Here is a 13,419-nt window from a genome sequence, read left to right as displayed (position 1 = left end):
TTTTTTTGTAAATAGCGCTTATTGGAACAAAGCATATAAAAAAAACCCGCCAACCATAAGCTGGCGGATTTCAGTAAAATGTCAGGCGCTGTCCCGGCGATCTCGCAGTTTGACATACGCCATCGCCGCATGCTCGGCGCAATAGGGTTTGCCCGGAAGTGGCGTTGCACCACAGAAATGGAACCCCGGCGTACCCGGATCGCCAAGCGGCCAGCAGCAGCTTGCACTGCGGCGACGCGGCTCCATGATCGAAGTCAGACGCTGAGCAGCGGCCCGAGATGCAGCGGAAGTTACTTTACGTTCCTGCTGCACGGGAGCCGATGGTTCCTTGGCTGCCGGAACCAGTTGCACAATCGTGGCAGGCTTCGGTTTGACTGGTTCAGCCTGTTTCGTTGCCACAACTTCAGGTTCACTTGCCTTGGCAGCAGGAACAGCAGCGACTTTCTGATCATCCAACACAGCAGCAGCCGTGACGGGCGCTTCCGATGCGGTCACTGGAGCAGAAGTGGGTGCAACCGGAGAGGCTGCTTCAGGCGTTGCTTTCGCAGAACGACGCGGAGTAGCTGCCTTTTTGGGCTGCTCGCTCCCCTCTTCACCTGTCGATTTCGCTGTAGTCTTGGCTTTCTCACGCCGAATCGGTGATGGCCGTGCGGGCAAGCCAAGACGATGCGCCTTCCCAACAACCGCATTTTTGGTAATGCCTAGTTGGCGCCCGATCTCTGCCGTTGACAGTCCTTCCTGCCATAAGGCCTTGAGACGAGCGATCGTCTCCTCAGTCCACTCCATGACACGCCTCTCCACTATCGGCCGACAACTGCCAACCAGAATTTGAATGGAAAATAGGGATTTTGTCGCTCACACTCAAGGAAAGCTTGCCAGAAACATTGGGACGAAGCCGCATTTCTGACTTACAGAAACCAGCCTATTCGGTCCGCAGCAGCTTCACGCGTCCATTCTGAACGGCGAGAGCCAGTTTGCCTTCGCATAAGGCCAGCGCTTCCTCACCGAAAACATCGCGACGCCACCCGGTCAGGAGCGGTCCCTGTGCATCAGGTTTCAACGCAAACGCATCAAGATCATCAGAACTGGCGACCAATTTCGGCGCAACATCGTGGCGCTCACATTCGTATGCCAGCAGAACCTTCAGCAAAGCGACCAGAGCGGGCGAAGGCCTCGGCGCATCAGCCCCGCGGTTACGCGTAACCTTGGGCAATTCGGATTCCGGCAACGCACAGGCCGCCTGAACGACTGCGAGAAGATCCTGCCCCATCCTTCCGTCAGCAAAACCACGGGTCACACCGCGCACCCGCGCGAGAGCCTCGACCGTCTTCGGCACTGTAGCCGCGATTTCGAGCAGGCTTTCGTCTTTCAGCATCCGTTGACGGGGCACGTTGGCATTCTGGGCTTCCCGCTCCCGCCATGCCGCAATAGCCTTCAGGATTCCCAACATACGACGATTGCCAGTGCGGGCCCGTAACTTCTCCCACTGCTTTTCAGGATCAACGATCAAACGATCCGGGTCTGAGAGCGCAGCCAGTTCAGCCTCGACCCAACCTGCCCGCCCTTCGCGTTCCAACTGATCAATCAGCCCCTGATAAACCAGACGAAGATAGGTCACATCCGCTGCGGCATATGTCAGTTGGGCAGCGGAAAGAGGACGAACGGACCAGTCAGTGAAACGATGGCTTTTATCAATCGCCGCCCCGGTCAGCGCTCCCACCAGATTGTCATATCCAACCTGATCGCCATACCCCGCGACCATGGCAGCAACCTGCGTATCGAACAGAGGCGTCGGAAGAGCTCCAAAAAGATGCAGGAAAATTTCCAGATCCTGTCGCGCAGCATGGAAAACCTTCACGACGTTAGGATCGTCGAAAAGCGCTTTCAGCGGATCGAGATCGATGCCAGGCGCAAAGGAATCAATCAGAACAACTTCTGTCTCGCCAGCAATCTGAATGAGACACAGTTCGGGCCAATAAGTCTTTTCCCGCATGAATTCCGTATCGACAGTCACGAACGTCTCCTGACGGAGGCGCGATACAGTCTCGGCAAGGTCGTCTGTAGCAGTGATCAGACGCGGCTCGGGGAAGGCATGTTTCCGACTTTTGCTCATGTCTGTTCCATACACATCAGACGCAAGAAGAGGAAGATGCCTGCTTGACGGCATAATCAGCGGAATGACACATCGCTTTTCAAGATACGCACAAGGAACGATGTCATGACCCAATCACCTGACGGCACGGACGCCCTGACCCAATTGGGTCGGCATGCCCCGATCCCTACATCACCGGAAGATGCCCAGCTTGAACGTGTACCGGCGCCTCATAAGGGCAAGCTCTATGTCGTGCGCTTTACAGCACCCGAGTTCACTTCCCTCTGCCCTGTTACGGGTCAGCCAGACTTTGCGCATCTTGTGATCGACTACATTCCTCGTGACTGGATTGTGGAAAGCAAATCGCTCAAACTCTACCTGACGAGTTTCCGTAACCATGGCGCTTTCCATGAAGACTGCTCTGTGACAGTGGCCGAGACGCTGGTGAAGCTGCTTGATCCGGTCTGGCTGCGGATTGGCGCTTACTGGTATCCGCGGGGCGGCATCCCGATCGACGTTTTCTGGCAGACCGGCGCACCGCCACAGGACGTCTGGATTCCGTCACAGGATGTTCCCGGCTATCGGGGCCGTGGCTGAAACAATCCATCAACAAACAAAAAAGGTTTGCGAAGGAAGCCCCTCGCAAACCTTTAAAAGCTATCGACAGCCTGTTTGCTGAAAACAGTCAGATATTAGTTTCCAGCTCCGACGTCGATTTCCGCCCGCACGGACTGGATTTTCGACATAAGCCCCTCAAGACGGGAAACATCCGACTTGTCAGCGGATTCCCATGCTTCCGTCAGAGCTTCCAGCCTTGCTGTTGCTTCATCGACTGAAATTTCAGTCACAGGCACAGCTTCGTCTGCAAGAATGGTGCAACGCGTCGGCGTCATATCGGCAAACCCGCCACCAACGAAATAGCGATCCGTTGGTTTGTCACCTTCATACAGCGTGACGGTGCCTCCGCGAAGAAGAAGCATCATCGGCGCATGCTCGGGCATGGCGGCAATATCGCCTTCCTCACCCGGCATCACGACCATGTCCACGTCGCGGGACACCAGAACCTTCTCCGGGCTGATGATCTCGACCTTGATCGGCATTCTGTTGGTCCCTTCCGACGTCGCGACTTACGCCGCTTCCTTCATCTTCTCAGCCTTGGCGACTGCTTCCTCGATGGAGCCGACCATGTAGAAGGCGCCTTCCGGAAGGTCGTCATACTCGCCGGCAACAATCGCCTTAAACGAACGCACCGTGTCTTCCAGCGAAACCAGCTTACCCGGTGCGCCTGTGAACACCTCAGCCACGTGGAACGGCTGGGACAGGAAGCGCTGGATACGACGAGCACGGGCAACGAGTTGCTTGTCGTCTTCCGAAAGCTCATCCATGCCGAGAATGGCAATGATGTCCTGCAGGGACTTATAGGTCTGCAGAATACGCTGCACGTCGCGGGCAACCTTGTAGTGCTCTTCGCCAACGATCTTCGGATCGAGCGAACGCGACGTGGAGTCCAGCGGATCAACGGCCGGGTAGATGCCCATTTCGGCGATCGAACGGTTGAGAACCGTGGTGGCATCCAAGTGAGCAAAGGTCGCGGCAGGAGCCGGATCGGTCAGATCATCGGCAGGCACGTAAACGGCCTGAACGGAGGTGATCGAACCCTTCTTCGTGGAGGTGATACGCTCCTGAAGAGCACCCATTTCCGTGGCCAGCGTCGGCTGATAGCCCACGGCAGACGGAATACGACCCAGCAGAGCGGACACTTCCGAGCCAGCCTGCGTGAAGCGGAAGATGTTGTCGACGAAGAACAGGACGTCCTGACCTTCCTCGTCACGGAAATACTCAGCCTGCGTCAGACCGGACAGAGCAACACGAGCACGTGCACCCGGCGGCTCGTTCATCTGGCCATAGACCAGCGCCACCTTGGAACCCTCGGTTGAACCGTCTTCATTCACCTTGATGACGCCAGCGTCCTGCATTTCGTAATACAGGTCATTACCTTCACGCGTACGCTCACCAACACCAGCGAACACCGATACACCACCGTGCGCCTTGGCGATGTTGTTGATCAGTTCCTGAATGATAACGGTCTTGCCGACACCAGCACCGCCGAAGAGGCCGATCTTACCACCCTTGAGGTAAGGGCAAAGCAGATCGACAACCTTGATTCCTGTGACAAGAATCTCGGAAGCGCCAGCCTGCTCTTCAAAGGACGGAGCTTCGCGATGGATCGGAGCCGTGCGCGTCGTCCGGATAGGGCCTTTTTCATCGATGGCTTCACCGATGACATTCATGATGCGACCCAGCACTTCCGGGCCAACCGGCACAGAGATCTGCGCGCCGGTATCAACAACTTCCTGTCCACGGACCAGACCATCAGTCGTGTCCATGGCAATGCAGCGCACTTCGTGTTCGCCGATTTCCTGCGCCACTTCGAGCACAAGAGTATGGTTGCCAAGCTTCACGTGCAGAGCGCCGAGAATCTTGGGCAGTTCGCCTTCAAACTGGACGTCAACGACGGCGCCGCGAATCTGTGTGATCCGGCCAACATTGTTCGACGAACCCGAGGCTGAAGACTGGGCCGGGGTCTGTGTGGTGGTGTCCGACATGGGGTCAGCTCCTGCGGGCAAAAACGGTCTGAATGATTCGGGATCGGATGGAAGCGGCCGTCAGACCGCCTGCGCACCCGAGATGATCTCGATAAGATCGTTGGTGATGTTAGCCTGACGCGTCCGGTTATAGGTCTGGGTCAAGCGGTCGATTGCCTTGCCTGCGTTCCGGGTGGCGTTGTCCATGGCGGTCATACGCGCGCCCTGCTCACCAGCTGCCGACTCAAGCAGCGCCGCATAGATCTGCACCTGCAGATTACGCGGAAGCAGACGTTCCAGAAGTGTCTGATCATCCGGCTCGAACTCATACTGAGCGGCATTCGGATCAGGCTGCGTCTCGGCAACATCCAGTCCCAACGGAATGAGTTGCAGAGGCGTGGGCACCTGCGACATCACGTTTCGGAACTGATTATAGATGATCGTGCAGACATCAAACTGCTCACCTTCAAGGAGAGCCGTAATCTTCGCACCGAGATCGCTGGCGGCAGAAAAAGGAATTTCCTTCCCACCAACACCGATGACGTGATCAATGATCAGATCGGCATATTCCCGGGAGAGATAATCATATCCCTTCCGACCAATCGGCAACAGCTTGACGGTCTTGCCTTCAGCCTGAAGACGACGGATCGTCAGACGGGTCGTCCGATTGATGTTCGAATTGAACCCGCCAGCCAGACCGCGATCACTCGTGATTGGTATAAGCAGATGGACACGGTCATTACCCGTTCCCGCCAGAAGCTGAGGAGCACCATCCTGACCAGCCATCGCACCCGCAAGCTCACCGAGCATGCGTCGCATGGCGGCCGCATACGGACGGGCCGCTTCGGCATGCAACTGGGCGCGGCGGAGCTTGGCCGCCGCGACCATCTTCATCGCGCTCGTAATCTTCTTCGTCGATTTGACGCTTCCGATCCGTGCGCGGAGTTCCTTCAGGGAGGCCATGAACGGTTACTCGCGATCAGGCTGCGAAACGACGGTTGAAGTCCGTGAGGAACTCGCCGATTTTCGTCTCGAGATCCTTGGTGATCTGACGCTCGGTGCGCAGACCCTGGACGATATCCTTGGCAGGACCACGCAGTTCGGAAAGCAGCTTTCCTTCCCACGGCACAACCTGCTCCACGGCGATGCCGTCGATATAGCCACGTGTTCCGGCGAACAGAACCACCACCTGCTCTTCGACGGAAAGCGGCGAGGACTCAGGCTGCTTCAGAAGCTCGACAAGACGGGCGCCACGAGCAAGCTGCTTCTGCGTCGCCGGATCGAGATCGGATGCGAACTGCGAGAACGCAGCCATTTCACGATACTGAGCCAGCTCCAGCTTGATCTTGCCAGCAACCTGCTTCATCGACTTGATCTGCGCGGCAGAACCAACACGAGACACGGAGCCACCGACGTTCACGGCAGGACGGATACCACGGTAGAACAGATCAGTCTCAAGGAAGATCTGACCGTCGGTGATGGAAATCACGTTCGTCGGAATATACGCAGCAACGTCACCGGCCTGTGTTTCGATGACCGGCAGAGCTGTCAGCGAACCCGCGCCATTGGCATCGGACATCTTCGCGGCGCGCTCCAGCAGACGGGAGTGCAGATAGAAGACGTCACCCGGATATGCCTCACGTGCCGGCGGACGACGCAGCAGCAGGGACATCTGACGATAAGCAACAGCCTGCTTCGACAGATCGTCGTAGCAGATCAGGCCGTGCATGCCGTTGTCACGGAAATATTCACCCATCGCACAGGCAGCGTAAGGCGCCAGATACTGCATGGGAGCCGGATCAGATGCCGTAGCAGCGACTACGATCGAGTAAGCCATCGCGCCATGCTCTTCGAGCGTGCGGACAAGCTGCGCAACGGTAGAGCGCTTCTGGCCGATCGCGACATAGATGCAGTACAGCGACTTCTTGTCGTCACCGAGTGCATTCACATCTTTCTGGGCGAGAATGGTGTCGAGCAGAATAGCAGTCTTGCCGGTCTGACGGTCACCAATCACAAGCTCACGCTGACCGCGGCCAATCGGCACGAGTGCATCGATTGCCTTGATGCCTGTCTGCATCGGCTCGCTAACGGACTGGCGCGGCATGATGCCCGGCGCCTTGACTTCAGCAGGCGACATCTTGACGTCGGTCAGAGGACCCTTACCGTCGATCGGGTTGCCGAGACCGTCGACCACACGACCGAGGAGGCCGCGACCAACCGGAACCTCGACAACGGCACCGGAACGGCTGACCGTATCACCTTCACGGATTTCGGTATCGGAACCGAAGATAACGACACCAACGTTGTCGTTCTCAAGGTTCAGCGCCATACCTTTCTGACCAGCTGCCGGGAAATCGACAAGCTCGCCAGCCATGACGTTCTGCAGCCCGTAAACACGAGCGATACCGTCACCGACGGTCAGAACAGTACCGGTTTCGGCGACTTCAGACGCCGTATCAAATGAAGCGATCTGCTGCTTCAGGATATCCGAAATCTCTGCGGGACGGATTTCCATCACGCGGCTCCCTTCATGGCATAATGCAAGCGAACAAGGCGGGATTGCAGGCTGGTGTCAACTAGACGCGAACCAACGCGGACCATGAGACCACCAAGGATCTCCGGATCAACGCGCTCATGGAGACTGACACGGGAATAACCGGCTTCAGCGAGCTTGCCCTGCAACTGGGCGCGCTGTGCGGTTGTAAGAGGGCTGGCGCTGACAACTTCCGCAGTGATTTCACCGCGGCGGGCAGCAGCAACTGCGGCCAGAGCCGCAAGAATCTGGCGAAGATGACCAAGACGACGGTTATCAGCGATCACACCAACAAAGTTGACGATCAACTCGCCGAAACCCTGCTGCCGGATGACAGCAAGAACAGCCTTGCTCGCGTCGCGGATATCAAGGCGCGTATCCTGCAGCACGGCACGGAAATCAGCGCTTTCATCAATCATCTGCGCAAGAGAATCAGCTTGGGAAAGCACCTCATCAAGCATCCGCCGATCGGCGGCAAGCTCGTACAGTGCGGTCGCATATCGCCCGGCGAGCCCTCCCGTCCCTGCAGGGGACTGGGAAACGGAGCGGGTACTTGTTACGGCAGTGGCCACTGGCGGCTATTTCCTTCTGCGTTCCCCATGGGTGCCAGCGGGCGCGCCCTCTGGTCCGGTTTTTATCCGGGACCTGATGAACTGCCCGGTCGCATTTCTTATTGGGGCGGCGTCTAGCATGGAGTTTTCGGGGGCGCAACCAACAGATGAACGGAAATCAATCTTCATGAAGAGAATGCTACGAAACACCCTTCGACGGCATCCTCGCATCATGAAAATCTTTCCGCCACTCTTTCCGCACTGACCTTCGCGGACGCCCCCGTCGCGACCATTCCAATCACGACAACACCCGCGCTCAATCCGACAGCAATCCAGCAGACAACAGTGCTCAGATGCAGAAAAGATGCCGCAAAAAGATGCATGTCGCCTGAGGTCACGCCCGTTCCCCGCACGCTTCCGGCAATAGCCACCCCCAAGGCCGCACCGATTTGACGACTCGTCGACGCCACGGCGGCCGCAAGTCCGGCCTGACGGCGCGGCATTCCCGAGACGGCGGCATTGGTGATCGGAGCATTACATAATCCGAATCCACCGCCCACGAACGCATAGGCCATTGCCAGCCAGAGAGCGGATGGCGACTCAGTCAGTCGCGCCCGCCTCCACGCCCCCGTCCCCAACCCCAATCCGGACAGAACAAGGGGAAGCCGTGCCCCCCGTCCCGCAACAAGCCGTCCGGACAAGGGGGCCGCCACCATCACGGCCAACGCAAACGGCATGAGTTTCCAGCCCGCCTGTGCCGGACTGAAACCTTCAATCTGCTGGAGATAGAGCGTGCTGAGGAACAGTAGGGAGGCGAACACGGCAAAGCAGAGAATCGCCAGAACGGTCGCTGATGCGAACGGAATGGAATGGAAAAAACCCAGATTAAGCATCGGATTGGCGATTCGACGCTCCACAAGCACAAAGCCACCCGTGGAAGCCGCGGCTAAAACCAGAAGAAGAGCGATGGGCGCACTCCCCCATCCAAGATCCGGCCCTTCGATCAGCGCACCTACCAATGATGCGGTAGCGAGAGCAGCCAGCAACTGCCCGACGGGGTCGAATCGTTTCACGATGGGCGAACGCGATTCCGGCACGAATCGCAAAGTCATCAATAGTGCGATGAGGCCGATTGGAAGATTGACCCAGAAGACCCAACGCCAGCTAAACGAATCGGCAATAAAGCCACCCACGACTGGCCCGAGAGCAAGCGCGATCCCGGACATCATGCCCCAGACACCGATCGCCTTCGCCCGCTCCGCCGGCTCGATGAATGTGTTGGCGATAATGGAGAGCGCCACGGGGTTGAGCATCGCGCCACCAACCCCCTGAAGCGTCCGGGCAAGAATCATCTGGGTTGGTGTAGCAGCCAGCCCGCAAAGAGCAGACGCCATACAGAACACCACGATACCCGCAAGAAAGATCCTCTTTCTTCCGAATCGATCAGCAAGCGTCCCTGCGACCATCAGAAGAGCCGCGACCATCAGCGTATAGGAATCAACAATCCATTGCAGGCCGGCGATACTGGCGCCGAAAGCCTGACGGATGGAGGGCAGCACGACGTTGACGATCGTGACATCCATCATCACCAGCAACAGGCTCAGGCAACAGGATGCGAGCACCAGCCAGCGGCGCCCCTCGGTGACGTGTGGCGGCATGATTTTTCCCGGAAACAAAACAACATCGACTGTCCATACGCGGACACTGCCATGTCATATGCCGGAAAATTTTATCACGTTTCTGTTTTGCTGGAAAAAGTTGGAGCGGGCGAAGGGAATCGAACCCTCCTCAGAAGCTTGGAAGGCTACTGCATTACCACTATGCTACGCCCGCCCATATGGCCCTTCCATACCGCCGAACCCGCCTCTCCGGCAAGCCCTCTCCGCCATCCCGCAAGGGCATGAATCAACACCGGGAAGAACGAATCGCCTCCCCCCTCTTGACTTTACCCGCTGGGCATACTTTTTTCCGCTGCCTGCGCCGGGTTCGCACGGGTGGCCAGGGGAACAGCTTTCCGCTATTCCGTTGGTCGGCGCCGCAGGCGGCTTGCAGGGGTGTAGCTCAATTGGCTAGAGCGCCGGTCTCCAAAACCGGAGGTTGTGGGTTCGAGACCCTCCACCCCTGCCAGAAACATCCTGAATTCAGTATCTGTGGTTTTTCCTCTGGATCTGGCGAAGGGTGGCGCAGGCCGGTCGGATTCGACCGGATTCTGGCGAGTGTTACCTGTTGCTGTGGCCGATCGGATGTGATCGATAAAAGCCGCAACGGAAAGAGAAGGTTTGTTCGTGTCAGCCAGTCCAGTCAAATTTCTGAAAGATGTGGAGGCCGAGGCCAAGCGCGTCACGTGGCCATCACGGAAAGCGACGCTGGTCACCACGGGCGCTGTCCTTGCCATGGCGACGCTCGCTTCCATTTTCTTCTTCGTCGTCGATCAGGTCATCGGCCTCGGCGTTCGAGAACTTTTCGGGCTGGGAGGCTAGAGGACCGGGATGGCCAAACGTTGGTACGTCGTTCACGTCTATTCGGGTTTCGAGAAGAAGATTGCTACCCAGATCATGGAAGAAGCCGCCGACAAGGGGCTCTCTGACCATATCGAGCAGGTTCTCGTTCCCTCTGAAGAAGTGGTTGAGGTCCGTCGGGGCCAGAAGGTCAACACGGAACGCAAATTCTTCCCCGGATATATTCTGGTGAAAATGGAGCTGACCGACGAGGCATGGCATCTGGTGAAAGACACTCCTCGTGTCACCGGCTTCCTCGGCTCCAAGACACGTCCGTCACCGATCCCTGAGGCGGAAGCCGAGCGGATCATGAAGCAGGCACAGGAAGGCGTGGAGCGTCCGCGTTCTTCTGTCACCTTCGAAGTCGGCGAACAGGTGCGTGTGGCGGATGGTCCGTTCACGTCCTTCAACGGCGTGGTGGAAGAAGTGGACGAAGAGAAGCAGCGGCTCAAAGTCAGCGTTTCGATCTTCGGTCGCTCCACACCGGTCGATCTCGATTATGGACAGGTCGAAAAGCTCTGACCGCTTCCTAAAAGTCGGATTGCAAAAAAGCCTTCGTTCAGTGAACGAAGGCTTTTTTATTGGGCAGAATTTTCTGACCAGAACCGTAAGAGCGGCCACCACCGTGCGATGGTAGCCACTCCTGAAACGATCAGAGCAGAGAAGAAGCGCGGTTGAGAACTGCGTTGCACATCTTCTTGCGTACCTTTGCTTTCAGCGAATCAAGCGAAAGCTGGTTGCCGTTACCAAGCTGCAGAATGCCCTGCTGGCCACTGGCGTAGGACGTATCGCTGGTGACATCCGATTTGCCCGTCAGCGAGTTGAGTGTCGTCTGAGCCGTTGACGTGCTGGAAACCAGCTTGTTCTGCACGCAGTAGCTCAGAACACCGGTGATGTTGCCCGTGCTGGCGGTTGAAAGCGACGGCAGACCCATGGAGCCGAGCAGGCCCGATGTGAGGTCGCCGCCAGCGATGGAGGACGCGTTGTTGGTTCCAACCGCGCTCTGAAGAGCTCCCTGCTCCGCTCCCTTGACGATGTTACCGAAGGACTGGGCCTGCGCGGCGGAGACGCCAGCAACTGACAGACCGCAGGCAACGGCGAGAGCGCCAAGACGAAGAATGGTCATGAAATTTCCTTTCGACATACGGCCTGAATCGGAGCGATCCGCTTCAGGCGTCAGGAGGCTTGTTGAATACGCAATAAGGCAGCAAAGCGGCAAAACGCTTTCATTTCCATAAGTTCACGTAAGGCTACCTTCTGCATTCACGCGTGCAGGACGCCATGACTGCCGCCCGCATACAAGAGAGATCACGGCATGCCTCACCCGCTTTCCCGATAGACATGCGCCGCCTTGCATAACGACACATGGGATAAAAGATCATGAAGATGCGACGAAGGAACGGCGGGCCAACACAATGTCAGGTGTGAAGCCGTCCGCTGCACATTATACGATAAATGTTTCGCCCATAGCGTTCCTGCTATAGGTGTCGACCCGTCATTCCGCCAATGAGTGTGGATCAGGAGAAATAAAGCAATGGGTTATCGCGTAGCGGTCGTCGGAGCGACTGGAGCCGTCGGGCGCGAAATACTGAGAACGCTGCATGAGCGGGAATTCCCGGTCGATGACATCGTGGCGCTGGCGTCCCCACGCTCGGCAGGCCGTGAAGTCTCGTTTGGTGACCGGACTCTGAAGGTTCAGAATCTCGAAACGTTCGATTTCACGGGCTGGGATGTCGGCCTGTTCTCGCCTGGTGCCAGTGTGTCCGCCATTCATGGTCCCCGCGCTGCGAAGGCGGGATGCATCGTGATCGACAACACATCACATTTCCGTATGGAACCTGATGTGCCGCTGGTCGTGCCGGAAGTGAACCCGAACGATCTGAAGAAGGCGAAGCGCGGCATTGTCGCGAACCCGAACTGCTCGACAATCCAGATGGTCGTGGCCCTCAAGCCGCTGCACGATCTGTTCACCATCAAGCGCGTCGTGGTCGCCACATATCAGGCCGTCGCTGGCGCGGGCAAGGATGGCATGGATGAGCTTTTCGCCCAGACGAAAGGCACATTCGTCAACGATCCTCCGAAGATCGAACAGTTCCAGAAGCAGATCGCCTTCAACTGTATTCCGCAGATCGACCGTTTCATGGATGACGGCGCGACCAAGGAAGAGTGGAAGATGACCGTCGAGACGAAAAAGATTCTCGACCCGGAGATCTCCGTGATCGCCACGTGCGTCCGCGTTCCGGTGTTCATCGGGCACTCGGAAGCCATCGTCGTCGAATTCGAGGAGCCTGTGGACCTCAAGCAGGCCCGTGAAGCCCTGCGCGAGGCTGAAGGCGTCGTGCTTGTCGATGAACGCGAGGATGGCGGCTACGTCACACCCATCGAATGCGTGGGTGAAGATGCGAGCTACGTCTCCCGTCTCCGAATCGATCCGACCGTGCCAAACGGACTCGCGTTCTGGTGCGTGTCCGACAATCTCCGCAAAGGTGCTGCGCTGAATGCGGTTCAGATTGCCGAAACCATGATTGCACTCGATCTGCTACCGAAACGAGACTGATTTCGGGCGGTCACATTGGTTTGATGTGACCCTCTGCTTCTCATGCGACGTTTCTTTCAGTTCGATGTCTGAAACAGTAACAGACTTGGCCCACCGGGAGACTTACGCCTGCCGGTGGGTATTTTTTTAGGTAAAACGTCAGCTTTCCTCTCGGTCTCGTGTTTCCCCGTTGAATTGACCCGGTAAACCCTCAGGCGTAGGACCGATTTCGGAATGACGCCGTCCACGCACGGCGGATGACTTGGACAAAACGACGAGGCGACGATGCAGGATGTCCGGGAAGCGCTCTATGTTGGGAGCCGTAGTGACGGCACTCTAATCCGACGACCGATGTCACCGCATCTTCAGGTCTATAAAATGCGCCTGTCGATGTTTCTTTCTATTTCGAACCGAATAACGGGTGTGGTGGCTACCGCCGGTTCCGCGCTGGGAGTGTTCTGGCTCGCGGCCCTTGCAAAGGGTCCGAAGTCTTTCGCTTCAGCGCGCAAGGTTACTGGCAATCCGCTGGGGCAGCTGGTGCTGTTCGGCTGGATTGTCTCTCTGGTTTGGCACACGGTCTGTGGTCTGCGCCACTTCATCTGGGATGCAGGCCACCGTTACGAC

General features: G+C 57.4%; 14 protein-coding genes and 2 tRNA genes. 6 read left to right on the top strand and 10 right to left on the bottom strand.

Translation table 11 applies throughout. The features are described 5' to 3' along the window. Positions 1–81: 81 nt before the first annotated feature. Together ABF824_RS05435 and rnd are read right to left on the bottom strand one after the other, a co-directional pair. Positions 82–786 carry a GcrA family cell cycle regulator gene (locus ABF824_RS05435; protein WP_415486871.1) on the bottom strand — a complete coding sequence of 235 codons (705 nt, stop codon included), beginning with the start codon at positions 784–786 and terminating at the stop codon, positions 82–84. 136 nt (positions 787–922) lie between these two features. Beyond that, positions 923–2,113 (bottom strand): ribonuclease D, encoded by a 1,191-nt coding sequence (gene rnd, locus ABF824_RS05430; protein ID WP_415486870.1) that lies wholly within the window; start codon positions 2,111–2,113, stop codon positions 923–925. A gap of 105 nt (positions 2,114–2,218) precedes the next feature. Between rnd and queF the strand changes: the two genes are divergently transcribed. Beyond that, positions 2,219–2,689: a preQ(1) synthase gene (queF, locus tag ABF824_RS05425; RefSeq protein ID WP_415486869.1), complete on the top strand. Its 471-nt coding sequence runs from the start codon at positions 2,219–2,221 to the stop codon at positions 2,687–2,689. Between the two features lie 95 nt (positions 2,690–2,784). Here queF and atpC read toward each other — a convergent pair whose 3' ends face one another. From atpC to ABF824_RS05390, 7 genes are all read right to left on the bottom strand, one after another. Next, on the bottom strand, positions 2,785–3,192 hold the full coding sequence (gene atpC, locus ABF824_RS05420) for an ATP synthase F1 subunit epsilon (RefSeq protein WP_415486868.1): 408 nt from the start codon (positions 3,190–3,192) through the stop codon (positions 2,785–2,787). A gap of 27 nt (positions 3,193–3,219) precedes the next feature. Further along, the gene (gene atpD / locus ABF824_RS05415; RefSeq protein ID WP_415486867.1) at positions 3,220–4,698 is read right to left on the bottom strand and encodes a F0F1 ATP synthase subunit beta; all 1,479 of its coding nucleotides are present in this window, start codon (positions 4,696–4,698) and stop codon (positions 3,220–3,222) included. Positions 4,699–4,758: 60 nt separating this feature from the next. Further along, positions 4,759–5,640, bottom strand: coding sequence for a F0F1 ATP synthase subunit gamma (locus ABF824_RS05410; RefSeq protein ID WP_415486866.1), 882 nt, complete (start codon positions 5,638–5,640; stop codon positions 4,759–4,761). Between the two features lie 16 nt (positions 5,641–5,656). Next, positions 5,657–7,192 (bottom strand): F0F1 ATP synthase subunit alpha, encoded by a 1,536-nt coding sequence (atpA, locus tag ABF824_RS05405; protein WP_415486865.1) that lies wholly within the window; start codon positions 7,190–7,192, stop codon positions 5,657–5,659. Next, complete coding sequence (locus ABF824_RS05400) at positions 7,192–7,782, bottom strand: F0F1 ATP synthase subunit delta (protein WP_415486864.1); 591 nt, start codon at positions 7,780–7,782, stop codon at positions 7,192–7,194. Before ABF824_RS05400 ends, atpA begins: the two co-directional genes overlap by 1 nt. A 209-nt stretch (positions 7,783–7,991) precedes the next feature. Then, positions 7,992–9,419, bottom strand: a complete 1,428-nt coding sequence (locus tag ABF824_RS05395) for an MFS transporter (protein ID WP_415486863.1) — start codon at positions 9,417–9,419, stop codon at positions 7,992–7,994. A gap of 101 nt (positions 9,420–9,520) precedes the next feature. Further along, positions 9,521–9,594, bottom strand: a tRNA-Gly gene (locus ABF824_RS05390). A 217-nt stretch (positions 9,595–9,811) separates the two neighbouring features. On the opposite strand from ABF824_RS05390, the gene ABF824_RS05385 reads away from it, so the two are divergent. The 3 genes from ABF824_RS05385 to nusG all read left to right on the top strand — a co-directional run bounded on the left by ABF824_RS05385 (position 9,812) and on the right by nusG (position 10,781). Continuing rightward, positions 9,812–9,888, top strand: a tRNA-Trp gene (locus tag ABF824_RS05385). Positions 9,889–10,046: 158 nt separating this feature from the next. Beyond that, entirely contained in the window at positions 10,047–10,241 is a 195-nt protein-coding gene (secE, locus tag ABF824_RS05380; RefSeq protein WP_415486862.1) for a preprotein translocase subunit SecE, read from the top strand. A 9-nt stretch (positions 10,242–10,250) separates the two neighbouring features. Further along, positions 10,251–10,781, top strand: coding sequence for a transcription termination/antitermination protein NusG (nusG, locus tag ABF824_RS05375; protein ID WP_415486861.1), 531 nt, complete (start codon positions 10,251–10,253; stop codon positions 10,779–10,781). A gap of 130 nt (positions 10,782–10,911) precedes the next feature. Here the strand turns inward: nusG and ABF824_RS05370 are convergent, their stop codons facing one another. Continuing rightward, a complete protein-coding gene (locus tag ABF824_RS05370; RefSeq protein ID WP_415486860.1) occupies positions 10,912–11,385 on the bottom strand; it encodes a DUF2501 domain-containing protein in 474 nt (157 codons plus the stop codon). A 408-nt stretch (positions 11,386–11,793) separates the two neighbouring features. Between ABF824_RS05370 and ABF824_RS05365 the strand changes: the two genes are divergently transcribed. Then, positions 11,794–12,816 (top strand): aspartate-semialdehyde dehydrogenase, encoded by a 1,023-nt coding sequence (locus tag ABF824_RS05365; RefSeq protein WP_415486859.1) that lies wholly within the window; start codon positions 11,794–11,796, stop codon positions 12,814–12,816. A gap of 264 nt (positions 12,817–13,080) precedes the next feature. Further along, a partial coding sequence (sdhC, locus tag ABF824_RS05360; RefSeq protein ID WP_415486858.1) for a succinate dehydrogenase, cytochrome b556 subunit occupies positions 13,081–13,419 on the top strand: 339 nt, incomplete at its 3' end.

This window comes from Acetobacter sp., assembly GCF_047721705.1.
Taxonomy (GTDB): Bacteria; Pseudomonadota; Alphaproteobacteria; order Acetobacterales; family Acetobacteraceae; genus Acetobacter.
Note: the sequence above shows the minus strand (reverse complement) of the source record. Positions and strands in the feature narration are given on the sequence as shown.